The following is a 20663-nucleotide window of genomic DNA, read 5'->3' on the forward strand; positions in this document are numbered from 1 at the left end:
CGGAAATGCGGCTTAGACGGGATCCCAGGTGAAGATGTCGGCCGAGCGGTCGAGCTTGTAGAACGAGCCCTTCAGCGCCGGCATGCCGTGTTCCGCGATCGACTCCGGCGTCCAGCCCTCGCTCCGCTGCACCGAGCGGATCGGGCGGTTCTGGCTGAACAGGAAGATCTCGTTCATGCGCACGCCGAAAATCTGCCCGGTGACGTCCTTGGCGGAATCGCCGAGCAGATAGCCGCAGAGCGGGGCGATCTTCTCCGGCCCCATCTGCTTGATCTTCTCGACGCGCGCCTTCTCGGCTTCCGTCTCGGTCGGGATGGTCCCGATCATGCGGGTCCAGGCGAACGGCGAGACGCAGTTGGAGCGGACGTTGAACCGGCCCATGTCGAGCGCGATCGATTTGGAGAGCCCGACGATGCCGAGCTTGGCGGCAGCGTAGTTGGCCTGGCCGAAATTGCCGATCAGGCCGGAGGTCGAGGTGAAGTGCACGAAGGAGCCACTCTCCTGCTCGCGGAAGATGCGCGCGGCGGCGTGGCTGACGTAGAACGAGCCCATCAGGTGCACCTTGATGACGGCCTCGAACGCCTCCACGCTCATCTTGTGGAAGATCATGTCGCGCAGGATGCCGGCATTGTTGACGACGCCGTCGAGCCGGCCGAAATGATCGGTCGCGGTCTTCACGATCTTGCTGGCGGGGATCGCTTCGGCGACCGACTCGAAATTGGCGACCGCGGTGCCGCCGCGCTTCTTGATCTCCTCGACCACTTCCTCGGCCGGCGCAGCGTTCGCGCCTGCGCCGTCGGAGGCGCCGCCGGGATCGTTGACCACGACCTTGGCGCCTTCCGCCGCACAGAGCAGCGCGATCTCCCGCCCGATGCCGCGGCCTGCGCCGGTGACGATGATGACCTTGTCTTGCAGTGATTTGCTCATGTGAATTACCTCTCGTTCGTAAACACGATCGTGCCGCTCGCGGCGAACATGCCGCCGACGCCGTGGCACACCGAAATCTTGGCGTTCGGCACCTGCGCCGGCGCGATGCCGCGCATCTGGCGCACGCTCTCCTGCAGCGCGTACATGCCGTACATGCCCGAATGCATGTAGGAGAGTCCGCCGCCATTGGTGTTGAGCGGCAGCTTAGCCCCAGGCCGCGTGTTGCCGTCCGCGATGAATTGTCCGGTCTCCTCATACGGCATGAAGCCGAGGTCGCCGAGACCGAACAGCGGCAGATGCGCGAACGCATCGTAGATCATGAGGTGATCGACGTCCCCGTGCGCAATGCCGGCCTCCTTGAAGGCCAGCGGCCCGGCGGTCTTGAACGCGCGCGAGGAGTTGAACGTCTCCATCTGGCTGACCATCGGCGTCTCCACGCTCTCGCCGGTGCCCATGATGTAGACGGGCTTGCGTGGAAAGTCCCTGGCGCGGTCGGCCGAGGTCAGGATCAGCGCGCCGCCGCCGTCGGTGACGAGGCAGCACTGCAAGAGGCGGAACGGATAGGCGATCATGCGCGAGTTGAGCACGTCGGCGACCGTGATCGGGTCCTTCATCATCGCGCGCGGATTCTTCGCCGCCCATTCGCGCTGCACGACGGCCACCGAAGCGAGCTGCTCGTGCGTGATGCCGTAGGTCTTCATGAAGCGCAGCACGGGGATCGGAAACATGCTGGGCGGACCGTAGACGCCATAGGGCGCCTCGAACTGGCCGTTGAGGCTATCCGCCGGCGTCGAGCGCGGCTGCTTGCCGATCATCGACTTGCCGCTCTCGGCATGGGTGATCAGCACAGTCTTGCACAGGCCGGCCTCGATCGCGGCTGCCGCATGGCGGACGTGCAGCATGAAGGAGCAGCCGCCGACCGAGGTGCCGTCCACCCAGGTCGGCTTGATGCCGAGATAGTGGCAGACCTGCTGCGGCGTTTCGACGGCAGTGGCGAAGCCGTCGATGTCGGACAGCTTCAGCCCGGCATCGGCGATGGCGTTGAGCGCGGCATCGGCGTGAAGCTGGAGCTGCGAGGCGTTGGGAATGACGCCGAGCTCGGTGGTCTCGGCCGCGCCGACGACGGCAATTTGATTGCTGCGCATGGCTTACCTCTTCGCCGGACGGAAGACGGGAAGGGTGATGTTGTCGTCGAGCGCCTGGAAGGCGACCTCGAGCTTCATGTCGAGCTCGAGCGCCTCGGGCGTCTGCGGGCAGTCGATGATGTTGCTCATCATGCGCGGCCCCTCGTCGAGCTCGACCACCGCGATCGCATAAGGCGGCGTGAAGCCGGGCGCGGCGGGGCGGTGGTTGATCACGTAGCTGTAGAGAAAACCCTTGCCGCTCGCCTTGAAGATGCTGACCTTGCGCGAGGCGCAGGACGGGCAGAACGGGCGCGGCGGGAAGTAGACATGCGCGCAGGCGTCGCAGCGCTGCAGGCGTAGTTCGCCGGCCTTCGTGCCGTCCCAGAAATGCTGGGTCTCCGGCGTCGGTTTCGGTCGCGCACGCTGCGGTTCGGCCATCTCGGCGGCTCCTCCCAGAGACAGGCTTCACGCCTGCCCGTTTCGATCTTGATGCGACAATCGACCATGGTGCGTCAACGGTCCAGCAATACGCATGCATGCCATCATGCGTACAATGCTTGTGTCGAACTGAGTCAGCGCTATAGATTGCCCGCGACAATATTCCGTGAGACAGACATGCCCGAATTTCCGACACTGGCGAAGCTCGCCGAGGACCTCGAAAGCGGCCGCACCACCGCCCGCAAGCTGGTCGAGGCCTGTATCGCCAGGATCGCCGATCCCTCAGGCGAAGGCCAGCGCGCCTTCATCCATGTCGACAAGGATGCGGCACTGACGACCGCCGACGCCATGGATGCCCTGCGCAAGGTCAAGGCCGCGCCGTCGCGCTATGCCGGCATCCCGATCTCGATCAAGGATCTGTTCGACATCAAGGGGCAGACCACGCGCGCCGGCTCCCGTGCGCTCGACGATTCCGATCCGGCGGAGCACGATGCGGCGGCGGTTGCGCGGCTGCGCATGGCCGGTTTCGTCGTGATCGGGCGCACCAACATGACCGAGTTCGCCTATTCCGGCATTGGCATCAATCCGCATTACGGCACGCCGAAGGGCGCCTGGAACCGGGCCGAGGGCCACGTGCCCGGCGGCTCCTCCTCCGGCGCAGCGGTCTCCGTGCTCGACGGCATGGCGCATGGCGCGCTCGGCACCGACACCGGCGGCTCCTGCCGGATTCCGGCGGCTTTCAACGGCATCGTCGGCTACAAGCCGACCCAGCGGCGCGTGCCGCTCGACGGCTCGGTGCCGCTGTCATTCTCGCTCGACAGTATCGGGCCCTTGGCGCGATCGGTCAGCTGCTGTGCCATTCTCGATGCCGTGCTCGCGAATGAGCCGGTCACGGCGCTCAAGCCGCGGCCCGTGAGGGGCATGCGGCTGGCGGTGCCGACCACGATCGCGCTCGACGATCTCGACGCAGAGGTAGCTGAGACCTTCGAGCGCGCGCTGAAATCGCTCGCCGATCACGGCGCCATCATCGAGCGCATCGAGATGGCTGAATTCCACGACATCGGCCCGATGAATGCCAAGGGCGGCTTTGCGGCGTCCGAGAGCTATGCCTGGCATCGCTATCTCATCAGCGCGAAGGGCGATGTCTACGATCCCCGCGTTGCCGTGCGGATCATGCGCGGCGAGGCGCAGAGCGCGGCCGATTACATCGATCTCCTCAACGAGCGCCGCTCGCTGATCGCCCGCGTCAATGCGCGCATCGCGCCCTATGACGCGCTGGTGCTGCCGACCACGCCCAACACGCCGCCGAAGATCGCCGACCTTGCCGACGACAAGGCATTCACGCGCGAGAACATCCGCGCACTGCGCAATTGCAGCCTGATCAACATGATCGACGGCTGCGCCATCTCGCTGCCCGCGCATCGCCAGGGCGACGTTCCCGTCGGCCTGATGTTGGCGGGCGCGGGCGGATCGGACCGCCGTATCTTCGAACTTGCTGCCGGCATGGAGGCCGTCATTCGTGTTTGACCTCACTTTCACCGTCGACGCCCAGGGGACCACCACGCCGCTGACGCTGCCGATCGACCAGTTGGTCATCGCCGGCTGGACCGGCCGCGATCCCGTCGCGCGCGACAAACACATCAAAGAGCTGCAGGAGATGGGCATTGCCCCGCCGGCCTCGACGCCGATCTACTACCGCGCCTCGGTGCGGCGGCTGACCGAGGAAGACAGCATCGAATGCACTGGTGGTGATTCCTCCGGCGAGGTCGAGTTCGTGCTGATCGGCTGGCAGGGCCGCGTCTTCGTCGGCTGCGGCTCCGACCACACCGACCGCAAGGTCGAGGCCTATAGCGTCACCGTGTCCAAGCAGATGTGCGACAAGCCGATCGCCTCGACGCTGTGGGAGCTGGAAGACGTCATCGGCCATTGGGACAAGATGACCCTGCGCTCCTACGCCACCATCAAGGGCGAGCGCGTGCTCTATCAGGAGGGCACGCTCGACGCGATGCTGCCGGTTGCTGACCTCATCGCGCGCGGCTTTCCGGGCGGAAAGCTGCCCGACGGCTGCGCCATGTTCGGCGGCACCTTCGCCGCCAAAGGCGGCATCCGCCCCGCCGACCGATTCGAGTTCGAGCTGGAAGATCCCGTGCTGAAGCGCACGATCAGGCACGGCTACGACGTGGTGACGCTGCCGGTGCGGGGCTAGGTGTTTCCACGCCCCCGGGGGATAGTTGGTTCATAAGCGACGGTTCCGTAGGGTGGGCAAAGCGACTTGTCCGCCATAGCTCGACGAGCGACGGCGGAAGCGTGCCCACTTCTTGCGAAGACGTGGGCACGGCGCAAGAGCGCCTTTGCCCACCCTACGAGATCTCTCCGCGTCATTGCGAGGAGCCCTTGCGACGAAGCAATCCGGGGTGTTTCCGCGGTGGCACTCTGGATTGCTTCGCTGCGCTCGCAATGACGGGGAGGCGTCATCGGAAATCGGGTGGCGGAGTGAACCTCGGACTGCGAGGGTGATTGCTATGACACTGACCGCACGAAAATCAGCCCAACCTTCCGTTCCCGACCTCGCAACCCATGTCGACGCCCTCGACTGGCCGCAGATCACGGCCGAGCTCGACACCCAGGGCTGCGCCGTCCTCAAGAGCCTGCTGACGCCCGACCAATGCCGCGCCGTCGCCGCGCTCTATCCCGATGACGCCAACTTCCGCAGCCGTATCGTCATGGGCCGTCACGGCTTCGGCCGCGGCGAATACAAATATTTCGCCTATCCGTTGCCCGACTTGATCGCGCAGCTGCGCCCGGCGCTCTATGCGCATCTGCAAGCCGTCGCCAACCGCTGGAACGAGGCGATGGGCATCGACATCCGCTATCCCATTGCGCATGCCGCCTTCCTGAAGCGCTGTCACGAGGCGGGGCAGGAACGGCCAACGCCGCTGCTGTTGCAGTACGAAGCCGGCGACTACAATTGCCTGCATCAGGACCTCTATGGCGAGCACGTCTTCCCGCTCCAGGTCGCGATCCTGCTCTCCGAGCCCGGCCGCGACTTCACCGGCGGCGAGTTCGTGCTGACCGAGCAGCGCCCGCGCATGCAGTCGCGCGCCGAAGTGGTGCCGCTGGCGCAAGGCGATGCGGTCGCCTTCGCTGTGCATCATCGCCCGGTGCAGGGGACACGCGGCACCTACCGCGTTAATCTGCGCCATGGCGTCAGCCGGATCAGGTCCGGCCAGCGCCACACGTTGGGTGTGATCTTCCATGATGCCAAATGAGCGCTGCGATTGACGGCAGACCTGTTCGATAGCGTCGCCGAGGCGCAGCCGTCGCGCGAGGAGATCGCTGACGGCGCGTTGCTGCTGCGCGGATTCGTCAAGCCGATCGAGAGCGAGCTGATCGACGCGGTGCGCGCAATCGTGGCGCAATCGCCGTTCCGTCGCATGACCACGCCGGGTGGCCATTTGATGTCGGTGGCGATGACCAATTGCGGCGAGCGCGGCTGGATCACCGATCACACCGGCTATCGCTACGATCCCATCGATCCGCGCACCGGCGCGCCCTGGCCCGAAATGCCGCTGGTGCTGCGCGATCTCGCCCGCCGCGCGGCGGAGCAGGGCGGCTTCAAAGAGTTCGCGCCCGATGCGTGCCTCGTCAACCGCTACGAGCCCGGCACGCGCCTGTCGCTGCATCAGGACAAGGACGAGCTGGATTATTCGGCGCCGATCGTCTCCGTCTCGCTCGGGCTGCCCGCGATCTTCCTGTTCGGCGGCCTCGCCCGCAGCGACAAGCCGCGGCGTTTCCGGCTCGTGCATGGCGACGTCGTGGTCTGGGGCGGCCCGTCGCGGCTCGCCTATCACGGCGTCGCGCCGCTCGCCGACGCCGAGCACGCGCTGCTCGGTCGGAAGCGGATCAATTTGACCTTCCGCAGGACGCGCTGACGCGTTTCCTCGCAGCCCGCGCTCGTCTAAGCTCGTGGCGGGGGAGGCGACGACATGACGACCACACAGCTCTCGGCCGACAATAGGACGGCCAACCGCACGGGCCTTTATCTCGCTGTGCTGCAACTGGTGTTCACGCTGGGCTGGACCACCTACGTCATCTACCTGCCGAAACTCGCCGCCGAGGTCGGCATCGCGCCATCAGCCGTCATCCTCATCCTGATGCTGGATCAGGCGATCTTCACCATTGCCGACACCGCAATGGGCATCGCCGCCGACAAGCTCACGCCTTATGTCGGCAGGCTCGGCCTGTACGTCGGGTTCGTCACCGCGATCTCCTGCGCCGCGTTCGTGGCGCTGCCCTTCGTCGCCGGAGCCGGTGCGGCCGCGCAGGGCTGGTTCATCGCACTGATCGTGGTCTGGTCGGTCACGTCCTCCGCGCTGCGCGCGCCGCCGCTGACCTTGCTCGGCAAGTATCGCGCCAAGCCGCAGGTGCCATTCCTCGCGGCGCTGGCGATGCTCGGCTACGGCGTCGCGGGCGCGGTCTCGCCCTATCTCGGCGTCGTGCTGCGCGAGCACGATGCGCGCTTGCCGTTCGTGATCTCCAGCGTCGTGCTGCTGCTGACGGCGCTCGGCCTGTCGCGGATCGAGCATGCCGAGGCGCGCGAGACCTCGCCGCCGCCAGCCGAGCCGGCAAAACCGCTCGGTCTCGTTCCGATCGCCTTCATCGTCGCGATGGTCGCGCTCGCACTCGGCTACCAGTTGCACTTTGCCATGAATAGCACGCCATCCTACTTGCGGTTCGCCGGCCCCGATGAATTGCCATGGCTGATGCCGGTGTTCTGGATCGGCTTCAACATCGCGATGTTTCCGGCGAGCCTCGTCGTGAAGCATCGCGGCGGCCTGATCGTCATGGGCGCCGCCGGATTGCTCGGCGCGGTCGCGATCGCGGCGGCGGAGCTTGCCGGCAGCCTCAACACGCTGATCGTGGCGCAGTTTCTTGCCGGCGCCGCGTGGGGCTGCATGCTGATGAGCGCGATCTCGGCTGCGCTCGCGATCGGTTCGACCGGCGCGGAAGGCAAGGTCACCGGCCTCGTTTTCTCGGCACTCGCGCTCGGCACCTTCGCGCGCATGGCGGCGGTCGCCGGCGGTCTGCAGAAGATGCCCGAATACGCACCGCTGCTGCATTGGGCCCCGGTCGCTTGCTGGTCGGTGGCAGGTGCGGGCCTGCTGGTGATCGCGGCGGCGCGGCTACAGGGCGATGCTCACGTCAGGGCTTCGGCGGGTGGATGAACGCCCACGGGCTTACTTCCGAGTCCCTGGTCACCTCGACCGAGATCAGATACGGCCCGCCATGCGCGAGCGCCTTTTCCATCGCCGCCTTGAACTGGTCCGGAGCGGTCACGCGCGCCGCAGCCACCCCGAACGATTCCGCGAGCTTGACGAAATCAGGATTGACGAGATCGGACGCCACGACACGGCCGTCAAAGCGTTCGCGCTGGTCGCGCCGGACGTTGCCGTAGGCGTTGTTGTTGAACACCAGCGTCACCACGCCGATGTTGAACTGCACGGCGGTAGCAAGCTCCTGCACGCCGAACATGAAGCCGCCGTCGCCGGTGATCGCCACCACGGGCTTATCAGGGTTGGCGACCTTGGCCCCGAGCGCGGTTGGAAAGCCCGAGCCGAGCGTACCCTGGTAGCCCGAGGTGATGAAGGTGCGCGGTTGGTAAATCGGAAAGCCGTACCAGGAGGCGAAGCCGAACTGCGACAATTCATCGGTGACGATGGCGTTCGCCGGCAGCACCTCGCGCAGGATGTTGAGATAGGCCATCTGCGGCTGGATGCGTTGGATCTCCGCTTGCGCCGTCGCGGCGGCCTCGCGGATATCTCCGCGCCGGCCATGGCTCTTCGCATAGCCGGCCTTCTTCACGGCCGCGACGAGATCGGCCGTTCCGGCCTTGGCATCCGCAACGATGCCTGCATCGACGACGACCCTGCGCATCTCGGCCGGATCGATGTCGATGCGAATGGATTTCAGGCCGCTCGGTTGATAGGGCCAGCGGAAGCCGGATGCGGGCAGCTCGGCGCGCGTGCCGATGGCGATCATCAAATCGGTGTTCGGCCACAGCTTGTAGGCGGCGGCCATGGTCAGGCCGAGCTCGTGCGCGTTGGAGACGATGCCGCGGCCGCTGCGGAAGGCGACCACGGGCGCATCGATCATCTCGGCGAGTTCGAGGATCTTCTCGCCGGCCTCGATCGCGCCACTGCCGACGAAGATCATCGGCGCCTTGCTGGTCTTGATCAGCGCCGCCGCCTGCTTCACGAGATCGGGATCGGGTTGCGGCGCGGGCAAGCGCTCCAGCACCTGCGCCGCGGCGGTGTCGGCGCGCTGGGTGAAGACGTCCCAGGGCATCTCGACCGAGGCGGGGCCGCGCCGGCCCGACATCATCTCCTGGAACGCGCGCGCCACGACCGTCGGCGCGTTGCCGGGATATTCGATCCGGTCGGCCCATTTCACATAGGTGCGCAAGGTCGCGAGCTGGTCCGGCATCTCGTGCAGATGGCCGCGGCCCTTGCCGAGAAACGGCGTCGGCACCTGGCCGGTGACGCACAGCACCGGCTCGTTGCAGCCGAACGCGGTGAGCAGCGCGGCGCTGGCATTGAGCACGCCCGGTCCGGGCACCACGCTGAACACGCCGGGCCTGCCGCTGGAGCGCGCATAGCCGAACGCCATGTAGCCGCAGGCCTGCTCGTGCCGCGCGCCGATCACCTTGAGCTGGGCCTGGTGGAAGGCATCGAACAGGCCATAGACTTGCGCGCCGGGCAGGCCGAACACGGTGTCGACCCCGTGGGCGACCAGGCCGCTTACGATCGCTTCGCCGCCGGTGAGGGTGGTCATTTGGCTATTCCACTTCGCTTGTTGGTCAGGCTTCGTCGACGACACCGTTGCGCAAGAGCCCAATGCCCTCGGCCTCGACCTCGACGACGTCGCCGGGCTTCAGGTAACGCGGCGGATCGAACCTGGCACCGGCGCCGGTCGGCGTGCCCGTGACGATGATATCGCCGGGGACGAGGGTTGCGAAGGTGGAGATATAGTTGATGAGATAGCGGAACGGAAACATCAACCGGCTGGTGCGATCGTCCTGCCTGAGCTCGCCGTTGACATGCGTGGTGAGCCTGACGTCCGCGATCTGCGATTCCCGCATGTAGGGCACCAGCCATGGACCGAGGCTGCCGCTGGAATCGAAGTTCTTGCCCTGCGTCACGTTGAACTTGGCGTGGCGCAGCCAATCGCGCACCGAGCCTTCGTTGCAGAGCGTGAGCGCGGCGATGTGATCGAGCGCTGCGCCCTCCGGAATGTGCCGGCCCTGCTTGCCGATCACCAGCACGATCTCGCCCTCATAGTCGAGCTGGCTTGACGCACGCGGGCGCACCAGCGGCGTGTCGTGGCCGACGAAGGAGCGGGGTGAGCGCATGAACATGCTCGGATATTTCGGCGCGTCCTGGCCATCCCTGTACTCGGCATTACGGTCGGGATAGTTGACGCCGATGCAGATGATCTTCTCCGGGGCCGGCACCGGCGGCAGCCAGGTGATGTCACTGAGCGCGTGATCCGGCGTGCGGCTGGCGGCTTCTTCCGCGAGGCTCACGAGCTTGCCGGCTGTGATCACTTCCCGCAGCGTTGGATAATCCTTCGCATAGCGCTTGGAGAGATCGACGATGCCCCTCTCTAGGACGGCGCCGTAGCTGACATCACCCTTGACGGCATAGGTGGCGAGGCGAGGGAGCTTCATCGCTCAATCCGCCACCAGCACGTCGGCCACGAACTTCGGCTCACGCACGGCTTGGCCGGTGAACGGCGAGCCCTGCTCGAACCAGGAGCGCGGGGCAGGGGCACCCCACAGCGTCTGGCGGCGCGGATCGCGCAGCGACCAGCGCAGCGGCTCGTGGTCGTGATCCCCGGTGAAGTAGTCGCTGGTGTAGAGTTCGAGCCGGTGTCCGTCGGGGTCGCGGACATAGAGAAAGAACGCATTCGAGATGCCGTGGCGTCCGGGGCCGCGCTCGATGTTCTTGACGAAGCCTTGCGAAGCCATGACGTCGCAGAGATGGATGATGTTCATCGCCGTCGGCGTCCAATAGGCGAAATGGTGCAGCCGCGGGCCCTTGCCATTGGTGATCGCGAAGTCGTGGACATTGCCCTTGCGATGCATCCAGGCGGCAGCGATGCGCCCGTTCGGTCCGTCCTCCTCGGCATATTCGGTGAGGCGAAAACCGAGTCGGGCGTAGAACTCCACGGTGTCCTGCACCTCGGCGGCGAAGACGTTGAAATGATCGAGCCGCTGCGGATGGCAGCCCCGATAGAGGTCGTAACGGCGGAGCAGGTGCGGCCGGCGATCCATCGATGCGTACAGCTCGATCTGGAAGCCGAAGGGGTCGGTGAATTGCAGGGTGCGGCCCTGGAACGGCTGATCGACGAAGGCGTAAGCGAGACCGTTCTCGGAGAGGAACGCGGCGGCCTTGTCGAGATCCCCGTCGTTGCCGACCTTGAAGCCCAGCCGCGCGCAGGCCGGCGCGGCCGCTTTCCGCAGCACCAGCGAGTGATGCTGGTGCTCCTCGGCGGCGCGCAAGTACACGATCTTGTCGTCGGCATCCTCGACATGCAGGCCGACGATGGTCTCGTAGAACTCGCGGCTCAGCTTCAAATCGGTCACGTCGAGCACGACGTGGCTGGAACGGATGATGTTGAACGGCGGCTCGAAGATATGCTGCGGTACGGGCATTGGCGTTTTCCCCGGAAAAACGATCAGATTCCCAGCTTCTGAATCTTGTTCGTGCCCCGCGCCAGCGAGACGTGCTTGGTTTCCATGTAGAAGTCGAACGAATAATCGCCGCCATCGCGGCCGATGCCGCTCGCCTTCATGCCGCCGAACGGCGTCGGCAGATGGCGGACGTTCTCCGAGTTCAGCCAGATCATGCCGGCCTCCAGCGCGTCCGCAACGCGCAGCGCGCGGCCGACATCGTTGGTCCAGACATAGCCGGTCAGGCCATAGCGGATGTCGTTGGCGATCTCGATCGCATCGGCCTCGTCCTTGAACGGCAGCACGGTGAGGAAGGGGCCGAACACCTCCTCCTGCGCAATGCGCATCTTGCCGTGCGCGCCGGTGACCAGCGTGGGCTCGACATAATGTCCGCCGCCCGGGCCGTCATGCGCCTTGCCGCCGACCGCGATCGTCGCGCCGTCCTGGCGCGCGACGTCGAAATAGGAGCAGACCTTCGCCAGATGCCGCTCGTGGATCAACGGCCCGATCTCGGTGGCGGGATCGAGGGGATGGCCGATCCTGAGCGCCTTCACGCGCGCGGTGAGCTTCTCCGTGAACTTGTCGGCAATGCTGGCCTGAACCAAAAGGCGGCTCGATGATGTGCAGCGCTCGCCGTTGAGCGAGTAGATCATGAACACGACGGCATCGAGCGCGCGGTCGAGATCGGCGTCGTCGAACACGATCACCGGGTTCTTGCCGCCGAGCTCGAAATGCACGCGCTTCAAGGTCGGCGCGCCCTGTTTCATGATGGCCGAGCCGGTCGCGCTCTCGCCGACGAATCCGATTGCCTTGATCGCGGGATGCTCGGTCAGTGCCTTGCCGGCCTCCTCGCCGAAGCCGTGGACAGTGTTGAGCACGCCGTCGGGAATGCCGGCCTGCTTGGCCAGCTTCGACAGGATATCCGCGGTCACCGGCGACCATTCGGCCGGCTTGTGCACGACGGTGCAGCCGGCGGCGAGGGCGGGAGCGATCTTCCAGGTCGAGAGCATGAACGGCGTGTTCCACGGCGTGATCACGCCGACGGGGCCGATCGGCACCCGCGTCGAGATATTCCAGTGCTCGTCGCTCGGCGTATTGAGGCCGTCGCGGGCCTCCGCGCATTTGTCGGCAAAGAAGCGGAAATTCTCGGCGGCACGGATCGCGGCCTTGGCCATGAAGCGATAGGCCTGCCCGGTGTCGATGCATTCGAGCACCGCGATGTCCTCGGCATTGTCCTCGATGGCGTCGGCCACGCGATGCAGCAGCTTCTTCCGCATCGCCGGGGCCATGTCGCGCCAGGATTTAAAGGCAAGCGCAGCGGCCGTTGCGGCGCGGTCGATGTCTTCGGCGGTGCCGCGCGCGACGCTGGCGAGCACAGCGCCATCGACAGGCGACTTGGTCTCGAACGTCTCGCTCGAGATCGAGGCAACGGTCTTGCCGTCGATCATGTGACCGATGCCATCGATGCGCAGCTTCTTTAAGAGCGGCGCGACGCGGTCGCGATTGGCCTGGAACACATCGGCTTTCGGGGTGGGCTTATCCATTTGCGGCTTCCGCTTTCAGAGCGTCGTGGATGTTGTTCCGCTTCCAGCTCGTGTCCTTGTCGTTGATCTGCATGTCGAACGACAAAGCGAACTTGCCGGCAGCGAAGACGGGATCGAGATGCTTTGAAAGTGCCTGGAAGACATGCTCGCCGGCCTTCTGGCGCGTCGTGAGATCGCGGCCCTCGCCGATGCGCAGCACCATGTCGAGGAAACCGTAGTCCTGCCGCGCGTCCGCGATCGCATAATGCTCGCAGCGGATGGCGCGAACGCGAATGCCGCCGAGCGGGAAGATGTCGGTTTCGATCGCCGCCTTGCGCACGACTTCGCACACCAGCTTCATATCGAGACGACCGTCCAGATTGGCCGAATATTCGATCGTGAAATGCGGCATCGCGGTTTCACTCCCTGTCTTCTTGTTCGCCTAAGCGAAGTAGCAGCTGACCGAGCCGTAGGCGCCATAATCGGCCTGAATTGTGTCGCCCTTGCGGGTCTCGATCGGGCGGATGAAGGAGCCCGCGAGCACGACCTGACCGGGCTCCAGCGCTAGCCCAAGTGGCGCGATCTTGTTGGCAAGCCAGGCGACGGCAGTGGCGGGATGATTGAGCACGCCGGCGGCAAGGCCGGTCTCCTCAAGCTGGCCGTTCCTGAAGCAGAGCGCGCCGATCCAGCGCAGATCGGCGTCCAGCGGTCGGATCGGCCGCCCGCCGAGCACGATGCCGGCGTTCGCTGCATTGTCGGCGATGGTGTCGAAGATCTTCCGGGTCGCCTTGGTGCTGGGATCGACGCGTTCGATCCGTGTGTCCAAAATCTCCAGCGCCGGCACGACGAAGTCGGTGGCGTTGAGCACGTCGAACAGCGTGCAGTTGGGTCCTGACAGGCGCTTGCTCATGACGAAGGCGAGCTCGGCTTCGACGCGCGTCGCGATGAAGCGCTCGGTCGGCACGATCCCGCCATCGGCGAAGAACATGTCGTCGAGCAGCACGCCGGAATCCGGCTCATCGATATTGAGCGCACTCTGCATCGCCTTCGAAGTCAGGCCGATCTTGTGGCCTTTGACGATGCGCCCCTCGGCGATCTTGACGTCGACCCAGGCCTTCTGAATCGCGTAGGCATCGGCGATGGTGATGTCAGGGAAATCCTGCGAGAGCTGGCGAATCTGGGTGCGGGTCTTCTCCGCCTGGTGCAGACGCCTCGCGCAAGCTTGGATATCGTCGTTGGAAAGCGCCATTTGCGATCTTACAAATTGGGGTGCCAAGAAATACTTAACAAGTTAAGTGAATGCGTCAAACACAATTTCGGCTTGCTGCACTGCAAACGTTTTGCGGCTTGAAAGGGCGTCATGACGAAGAAATCTGCTGATCCCGCCAACGGAGGCGCGCCTGCCGCAGGATCTGCAGCAAGACAGGTGCCGATGCGCGATTTCTCGCGCTCGCTGCCGATGTCGCTGCTGCGGGCACGGGAAGCGGTGATGCGGCAGTTCCGTCCCTCGCTGCGCGAGCACGGCTTGACCGAGCAGCAATGGCGCATCCTGCGCGCGCTGGCGGCGATCGAAGCGGTCGAGGTCACGGAACTCGCGCGCACCGCGTTCCTGCTCGGGCCGAGCCTGTCGCGCATCCTGCGCGACCTCGAGGCGCGCAATCTGATCGAGCGCAGGATCGCGAAAGCGGACCAGCGCCGCAGCATGGTCTCGATCTCGAAAGAGGGGGTGAAGCTGATGGCCTCGGTGGCGCCGAATTCGGAGGCGATCTATGCCGAGATCACGCGGCGCTTTGGCGCGCGCAAGCTCGCCGAATTGCAGGACATGTTAGGTGCGCTCGAACAGAGTCTCGCAGGGCTGGGTACAGGCGAGGAGGCAAGTGCCGAGGAGTGAACCCAGATATGCGCGGGTGCGCGGCCGAGAGCCATGGACATTCACGGTTTTTTTCGCTCAAAGTGCGGCCCAACCCGATCCGCGGCGAATGAGAGCAACAGGGAAGGAAAGGCAACGTGGCGAACAAAGTTAAAGAGATCTGGAAGTCGGGCAAGGCCGTGGTCAACGCGTGGCTCGCTATTCCCTCCGGCTTCTCGGCCGAGATGATCGCGCAATGCGGCTTCGACAGCGTCACCGTCGACATGCAGCACGGCGTGCAGGATTATCTGTCGATGGTCCAGTGCTTCCAGGCGATGGACAAGCATCCGGTCACCCCGATGGTCCGCGTGCCCTGGAACGAGCCCGGCATCATCGGCAAGGTGCTCGACGGCGGCGCCTATGGCGTGATCTGCCCGATGGTCAACACGCCGCAGGAAGCCAGGAACCTGGTCTCCTATTCGAAATATCCGCCGCAGGGCGTGCGCTCCAACGGCCCGATCCGCGCCGGCATGTACGGCACCGCGGGCTCCTATCAGAAGACCGCGAATGCCGACACCATCCTGCTGCCGATGATGGAGACCAAGACCGCAGTCGAGAACATGGAAGCGATCCTCGACGTCGAGGGCATCGACGGCGTCTATATCGGCCCGTCCGATCTCGGCTTCTCCTACGGCCTCGAACCCAAGCTCGACCGCAGCGAGCCCGAGATCCTCGCGATCTACGAGAAGATCATCAAGGAGTGCGGCAAGCGCGGCCTCAACCCGGGCATCCATTGCAGCGGCGCCGAAGGCGCAGCGCGCGCCATCAACATGGGCTTCAAGCTGGTGACGCTGTCGAACGAGGTCGGCCTGATGACGACCTACGCCAAGATGCAGGTCAATGCGACCCGCAAGGATTCGGGCGGGAAGGCGTAAGCTAACCTGTCCTGTCCCGGACGCGATGCAGCGCGTAGCGCTGCTTCGCAAAGCCGGGACCGAGAAGCTAGCGAAGCGCATGACCTAACAAGCTGGGCCCCGGATCTGCAGCGCACCGCTATCGCGCTGCGCAGCGTCCGGGGCACGATACTTTCAAGACCCAAGGAGACCCGCCATGACCATCAGCCCCGTCATCCGCCTGCATCCTGATGATGGCGTGCTGATCGCGCGCGCCAGCCTGCCGCCGGGGACGGTGGTCGCCGAGGGCGTGACGACGGTCGAGCGCATTCCCTCCGGCCACAAGGTCGCGATCAAGCCGATCGCATTGGGCGAGCCGGTCAAGCGCTACGGCCAGATCATCGGCTTTGCCACGCAGCCAATCGCGCCAGGCCAGCACGTGCACGTACAGAATTGCGGCATGGGCGATTTCGCCAAGGACTACGCCTATTGCGCCGACGTCAAGCCGACGCCGAATTTCGACCTGCCGGCGACCTTCGAAGGCATCCGCCGGCCGGACGGCCGCGTCGCCACGCGCAACTATATCGGCATCCTGACCTCAGTGAATTGCAGCGCGCATGTCGCAAGCCTCGTCGCCGACGTCTTCAAGAAGAATCCGTTCACCGGCGACAATCCGCTGGCCGACTTTCCCAATGTCGACGGCGTCGTCGCGCTGACCCACAAGACCGGCTGCGGCATGACGCAGAACGAGCCGCTGGCGCTGCTCCGCCGCACGCTCGGCGGCTATGCGCGGCACGTCAATTTCTCGCACGTCATCGTGCTTGGCCTCGGCTGCGAGGTGAACCAGATCGGCGGCCTGATGGAAGAGCAGAAGCTCGCCGGCCGCCTGCGCGCGATGGACATCCAGGAGGTCGGCGGCACCCGCAAGACGGTGGAAGCCGGCATCGCCTTCGTGCGCGAGGCGCTGACTGATGCCAACAAGGTCAAGCGCGAGACGGTGCCGGCGAGCGAGCTCACCGTGGCGCTGCAATGCGGCGGTTCGGACGGCTATTCCGGCGTATCCGCCAATCCCGCGCTGGGCGCCGCCAGCGATCTCATCGTGCGCCACGGCGGCACCGTGATCCTGTCGGAGACGCCGGAGACCTACGGCGCCGAGCATCTGTTGACGCGCCGTGCCGTCAGCCGCGAGGTCGGCGAGAAGCTGGTCGACCTGATGCGCTGGTGGGACGAATACACGACGCGTGAAGGCGCCGAGATGAACGCCAATCCGAGCCCCGGCAACAAAGCCGGCGGTCTCACCACGATTCTGGAGAAGTCGCTCGGCGCGATGGCGAAGGCCGGCACCACCAATCTCGTCGAGGTGCTGCGCTACGCCGAGCCCATCACCAAGAAGGGTTTTGTCTTCATGGACACGCCCGGCTACGACCCTGTGGCTGCGACTGGCCAGGTGGCGGGCGGCGCCAATCTCGTTTGCTTCACCACGGGCCGCGGCAGCGTGTTCGGCTGCAAGCCGGCGCCCTCGATCAAGCTCGCCACCAACACGCCGATGTACAAGCGTATGGAAGAGGACATGGACGTCAATTGCGGCACCATTCTCGAAGGCGAGGAGAGCGTCGAGCAATGCGGCCAGCGCATCTTCGATCTCATCCTCAAGACCGCCTCGGGGCAGCCGACCAAGAGCGAGAGCTTCGATTTCGGCGGCGCCGAGTTCGCGCCCTGGGTGCTCGGCGCGACGATGTGAGAGAGGCGAATGGCGAGTAGGGAGTGGCGAACAGGGCGCCGTCACGCCATTCGCCATTCGTTACTCACCACTCGCCCGTGCCGTAGGCACCTCTGCCCGTTGTTAGTGCTTGATCGCACCCACATCAGGTGTTCTGCTCAAAAAAGCTGCTGGAGCACCGCACACCGTGTCGATCTACGTCGCATTGCATCACGTCACGCACTACAAATACGACCGTCCGATCGACCTGGGACCGCAGACCATCCGGCTGCGGCCGGCGCCGCATACGCGCACGCCGGTCCTGAGCTATTCGCTCAAGGTCACGCCATCCAACCATTTCGTGAACTGGCAGCAGGATCCGCAAGGGAACTGGCTGGCGCGCTACGTCTTCCCGGAGAAGACGACCGAATTGAAGATCGAGGTCGACTTCACGGCGCAGATGACGGTGGTCAACCCGTTCGACTTCTTCGTCGAGCCCTACGCCGACAGCTTTCCGTTCGAATACCCGAAAGACCTGAAGACGGAGCTCGCGCCTTATCTCGAGACCATCAAGCCCGATCGCCTGTTCGCGAAATTTCTCGACACGATCCCGCATGAAGCCCCGAACACCGTCAATTTCCTGGTCGATCTCAATCGCGAGCTCCAGAAGCACGTCCGTTATATCATCCGCATGGAGCCCGGCGTGCAGACGCCGGAGGAGACGCTCACCTCCGGCGCCGGATCGTGCCGCGACTCCGCCTGGCTCCTGATCCAGACGCTGCGTCATCTTGGGCTCGCCGCGCGCTTCGTCTCGGGCTACCTGGTCCAGATCCGTCCCGACATCGATCCGATCGAGGGGCCGCCTGAGGTCGAGAACGATTTCACCGATTTGCACGCCTGGGCCGAGGTCTATCTGCCTGGCGCGGGGTGGATCGGGTTCGATGCGACCTCCGGCATGCTCGCGGGCGAGGGGCATATCCCGGTCGCCGCCACGCCGCATTATCGCTCGGCCGCGCCGATCTCCGGCGGCGCCGGCTTTGCCGAGGTCGAGTTCGCCTTCGACATGAGCGTCCGCCGCATCCGCGAGGCGCCGCGCATCACAAAACCGTTCTCAGATGAATCCTGGGCGCGCCTCAACGATCTCGGCGAGCAGGTCGACGGCGATCTCGCCGCGCAGGACGTCCGGCTCACCATGGGCGGCGAGCCCACCTTCGTCTCGGTCGACGATCTCGAAGCGGCGGAGTGGAATACGGAAGCCGTCGGGCCGACCAAGCGCGCGCTTGGCGACGATCTGATCCGCCGCCTGCGCACGCGTTTCGCGCCCGGCGGTCTGCTGCATTACGGCCAGGGCAAATGGTATCCGGGCGAGAGCCTGCCGCGCTGGGCCTTCGGCCTGTACTGGCGCAAGGACGGCGTGCCAATCTGGAAGAACGCCGGCCTCATCGCGAAGATCGAAAATCCGCGCCGCGCCGGGGTGAAGGACGCCGAGAGCTTCATGGAAGGCACGGCGGCCCGGCTCGGGCTCGATCCCGGTTACATCATGCCGGCCTATGAGGACACCGCGTACTGGCTCCAGAAGGAGGCCGAGCTTCCCGTCAACGTCGATCCCTCCGACTCCAAATTGTCCGATCCGGAAGCCCGCGCGCGGATGGCGCGCGTGTTCGACGAGGGCCTCAATACGCCGCGCGGCTTCGTGCTGCCGGTGCAGCGCTGGAACGCGCCGCCGCGCTGGCGCAGCGAGCGCTGGCAGCTCCGGCGCAATCATCTGTTCCTGATGCCGGGCGATTCGCCGCTCGGTTTGCGCTTGCCGATCGGCTCGCTCGGCTACGTCCCGCCCAACCAATATCCCTACATCGTCGAACAGGACCCGATGGAGGCTCGGGACAAGCTGCCGGTGTTCACGCTCGCCGCGCGTCCGGAAGCGCCGCCGCGGGCCGCGCCTGAAAACCTCAACACCTCCGTCCCGGTGCGCACCGCGATGTCGATCGAGATCCGCGATGGCGTCATCTGCGCCTTCATGCCGCCGGTCGAGCGCATCGAGGATTATCTCGAACTGGTCGCCGTGCTCGAAGCCACCGCCGAGGAGATGCAGCTCCCCGTCCATGTCGAGGGCTATCCGCCGCCGTTCGATCCGCGCATCGAAGTCATCAAGGTGACGCCGGACCCCGGTGTCATCGAGATCAACATCCAGCCGGCCAGGAGCTGGCGCGAGGCGGTCGAGATCACCTCCGGCCTCTATGAGGATGCCGGCAAGGTGCGTCTCGGCGCCAACCGCTTCCTGGTCGACGGCCGCCACACCGGCACCGGCGGCGGCAACCACGTCGTGGTCGGCGGTTCCTCGCCGCAGGACTCGCCGTTCCTGCGCCGGCCCGATCTGCTCAGGAGCCTGGTGCTATACTGGCAGCGGCATCCCTCGCTGTCCTATTTCTTCTCCGGGTTGTTCATCGGCCCGACCAGCCAGGCGCCGCGCATCGACGAAGCCCGCCACGACAGCATCTACGAGCTCGAGATCGCGCTCTCGCACGTGCCGCCACCGGGCACCCAGACCCCGCTGTGGCTGGTGGACCGGCTGTTCCGGCATCTGCTCGTCGACATCACCGGCAACACCCACCGCGCCGAGATCTGCATCGACAAGCTGTATTCGCCGGAGGGATCGACCGGCCGGCTCGGCCTCGTCGAGTTCCGCGCGCTCGAAATGCCGCCGGATCCGCGCATGTCGCTGGCCCAGCAGCTGTTGATCCGCGCGCTGATCGCGAAGATGTGGCGCGAGCCGCAACAAGGCAAGTTCGTGCGCTGGGGCACCGCGCTGCACGACCGCTACATGCTGCCGCATTTCATCTGGGAAGACTTTCTGGAGGTGCTCACCGAGCTGAAGCAGTTCGGCTACCCGTTCGAGCCGGAATGGTATCTGGCCCAGCTTGAATTCCGCTTCCCTGCGTTCGGCCGGGTCCATCATGGCGGCGTGACGCTGGAATTGCGCCAGGCGCTGGAGCCCTGGCATGTGCTCGGCGAAGAGGGCTCGGCCGGCGGCACCGTTCGCTATGTCGATTCATCGGTCGAGCGGCTCCAGGTCAAGGCCGAAGGCTTCGTCGAGGGCCGCCATATCGTCACCTGCAATGGCCGCCGCCTGCCGATGACCTCGACCGGCCGCTCGACTGAAGCCGTGGCCGGCGTCCGCTTCAAGGCCTGGCAGCCGGCCTCCGGCCTGCACCCGACCATTCCCGTCCACGCGCCGCTGACCTTCGACCTGATCGACAGCTGGAACGGCCGCTCGCTCGGCGGCTGCGTCTATCACGTCGCCCATCCGGGCGGCCGCAGCTACGACACCAAGCCGGTCAACACCTATGAGGCCGAGGCGCGGCGGCTGGCGCGCTTCCAGGACCACGGCCATACGCCGGGACCGGTCCAGCCGCCGCCCGAGGAACGCACAAATGAGTTTCCGCTGACCCTCGACTTGCGGACCCCGCTCCTGCAATGAG

18 protein-coding genes are annotated in these 20663 nt (G+C 65.5%); 9 read left to right on the plus strand and 9 right to left on the minus strand.

All coding sequences use genetic code 11. From position 1 onward, the window contains the following. Positions 1 to 12: 12 nt before the first annotated feature. Genes IVA79_RS36515 through IVA79_RS36525 form a run of 3 tightly spaced genes read right to left on the minus strand, consistent with a single transcriptional unit; the run spans position 13 to position 2489 of the window. Entirely contained in the window at positions 13 to 927 is a 915-nt protein-coding gene (locus IVA79_RS36515; protein WP_247562127.1) for an SDR family NAD(P)-dependent oxidoreductase, read from the minus strand. Between the two features lie 5 nt (positions 928 to 932). Next, positions 933 to 2072, minus strand: coding sequence for a thiolase (locus IVA79_RS36520; protein WP_247562128.1), 1140 nt, complete (start codon positions 2070 to 2072; stop codon positions 933 to 935). 3 nt (positions 2073 to 2075) lie between these two features. After that, positions 2076 to 2489, minus strand: a complete 414-nt coding sequence (locus tag IVA79_RS36525) for a Zn-ribbon domain-containing OB-fold protein (RefSeq protein ID WP_247562129.1) — start codon at positions 2487 to 2489, stop codon at positions 2076 to 2078. A 177-nt stretch (positions 2490 to 2666) separates the two neighbouring features. On the opposite strand from IVA79_RS36525, the gene IVA79_RS36530 reads away from it, so the two are divergent. The 5 genes from IVA79_RS36530 to IVA79_RS36550 all read left to right on the plus strand — a co-directional run bounded on the left by IVA79_RS36530 (position 2667) and on the right by IVA79_RS36550 (position 7714). Beyond that, positions 2667 to 4016: an amidase gene (locus IVA79_RS36530; RefSeq protein ID WP_247562131.1), complete on the plus strand. Its 1350-nt coding sequence runs from the start codon at positions 2667 to 2669 to the stop codon at positions 4014 to 4016. Continuing rightward, positions 4009 to 4695, plus strand: coding sequence for a DUF2848 domain-containing protein (locus tag IVA79_RS36535; protein ID WP_247562132.1), 687 nt, complete (start codon positions 4009 to 4011; stop codon positions 4693 to 4695). Before IVA79_RS36530 ends, IVA79_RS36535 begins: the two co-directional genes overlap by 8 nt. A gap of 316 nt (positions 4696 to 5011) precedes the next feature. Next, positions 5012 to 5758 carry a 2OG-Fe(II) oxygenase gene (locus IVA79_RS36540; RefSeq protein ID WP_247562133.1) on the plus strand — a complete coding sequence of 249 codons (747 nt, stop codon included), beginning with the start codon at positions 5012 to 5014 and terminating at the stop codon, positions 5756 to 5758. Between the two features lie 9 nt (positions 5759 to 5767). Next, the gene (alkB, locus tag IVA79_RS36545; protein WP_247562134.1) at positions 5768 to 6421 is read left to right on the plus strand and encodes a DNA oxidative demethylase AlkB; all 654 of its coding nucleotides are present in this window, start codon (positions 5768 to 5770) and stop codon (positions 6419 to 6421) included. 54 nt (positions 6422 to 6475) lie between these two features. Continuing rightward, on the plus strand, positions 6476 to 7714 hold the full coding sequence (locus tag IVA79_RS36550; protein ID WP_247562135.1) for an MFS transporter: 1239 nt from the start codon (positions 6476 to 6478) through the stop codon (positions 7712 to 7714). On the opposite strand, the gene IVA79_RS36555 is transcribed toward IVA79_RS36550, so the two are convergent. The 6 genes from IVA79_RS36555 to hpaH are packed head-to-tail and all read right to left on the minus strand — an operon-like array spanning position 7692 to position 13992. Then, positions 7692 to 9320, minus strand: a complete 1629-nt coding sequence (locus IVA79_RS36555) for a thiamine pyrophosphate-dependent enzyme (RefSeq protein ID WP_247562136.1) — start codon at positions 9318 to 9320, stop codon at positions 7692 to 7694. The two genes, IVA79_RS36550 and IVA79_RS36555, sit on opposite strands and share 23 nt — an antisense overlap. Before the next feature lie 25 nt (positions 9321 to 9345). Beyond that, the gene (locus IVA79_RS36560; RefSeq protein ID WP_247562138.1) at positions 9346 to 10215 is read right to left on the minus strand and encodes a fumarylacetoacetate hydrolase family protein; all 870 of its coding nucleotides are present in this window, start codon (positions 10213 to 10215) and stop codon (positions 9346 to 9348) included. A 3-nt stretch (positions 10216 to 10218) separates the two neighbouring features. Next, positions 10219 to 11202: a 3,4-dihydroxyphenylacetate 2,3-dioxygenase gene (gene hpaD / locus IVA79_RS36565; protein ID WP_247562139.1), complete on the minus strand. Its 984-nt coding sequence runs from the start codon at positions 11200 to 11202 to the stop codon at positions 10219 to 10221. 23 nt (positions 11203 to 11225) lie between these two features. Beyond that, a complete protein-coding gene (gene hpaE, locus IVA79_RS36570) occupies positions 11226 to 12764 on the minus strand; it encodes a 5-carboxymethyl-2-hydroxymuconate semialdehyde dehydrogenase (RefSeq protein ID WP_247562141.1) in 1539 nt (512 codons plus the stop codon). Further along, positions 12757 to 13155: a 5-carboxymethyl-2-hydroxymuconate Delta-isomerase gene (locus IVA79_RS36575; RefSeq protein WP_247562142.1), complete on the minus strand. Its 399-nt coding sequence runs from the start codon at positions 13153 to 13155 to the stop codon at positions 12757 to 12759. Before IVA79_RS36575 ends, hpaE begins: the two co-directional genes overlap by 8 nt. Before the next feature lie 30 nt (positions 13156 to 13185). Then, on the minus strand, positions 13186 to 13992 hold the full coding sequence (gene hpaH / locus IVA79_RS36580) for a 2-oxo-hept-4-ene-1,7-dioate hydratase (protein ID WP_247562143.1): 807 nt from the start codon (positions 13990 to 13992) through the stop codon (positions 13186 to 13188). A 111-nt stretch (positions 13993 to 14103) separates the two neighbouring features. Here hpaH and hpaR point away from each other — a divergent pair, with 111 nt between their 5' ends. The 4 genes from hpaR (at position 14104) to IVA79_RS36600 (ending at position 20662) form a co-directional block, all read left to right on the plus strand. Then, entirely contained in the window at positions 14104 to 14634 is a 531-nt protein-coding gene (gene hpaR, locus IVA79_RS36585; protein ID WP_247562145.1) for a homoprotocatechuate degradation operon regulator HpaR, read from the plus strand. A 116-nt stretch (positions 14635 to 14750) separates the two neighbouring features. Then, positions 14751 to 15527 (plus strand): aldolase/citrate lyase family protein, encoded by a 777-nt coding sequence (locus tag IVA79_RS36590; protein WP_008549964.1) that lies wholly within the window; start codon positions 14751 to 14753, stop codon positions 15525 to 15527. 175 nt (positions 15528 to 15702) lie between these two features. After that, positions 15703 to 17226 carry an altronate dehydratase family protein gene (locus IVA79_RS36595; protein WP_247562146.1) on the plus strand — a complete coding sequence of 508 codons (1524 nt, stop codon included), beginning with the start codon at positions 15703 to 15705 and terminating at the stop codon, positions 17224 to 17226. 166 nt (positions 17227 to 17392) lie between these two features. Then, positions 17393 to 20662 (plus strand): transglutaminase family protein, encoded by a 3270-nt coding sequence (locus IVA79_RS36600; protein ID WP_247562147.1) that lies wholly within the window; start codon positions 17393 to 17395, stop codon positions 20660 to 20662. The last annotated feature ends 1 nt before the right edge of the window (position 20663 follow it).

Origin of the sequence: Bradyrhizobium sp. 138 (assembly GCF_023074075.1) — a bacterium.
GTDB lineage: Bacteria > Pseudomonadota > Alphaproteobacteria > Rhizobiales > Xanthobacteraceae > Bradyrhizobium.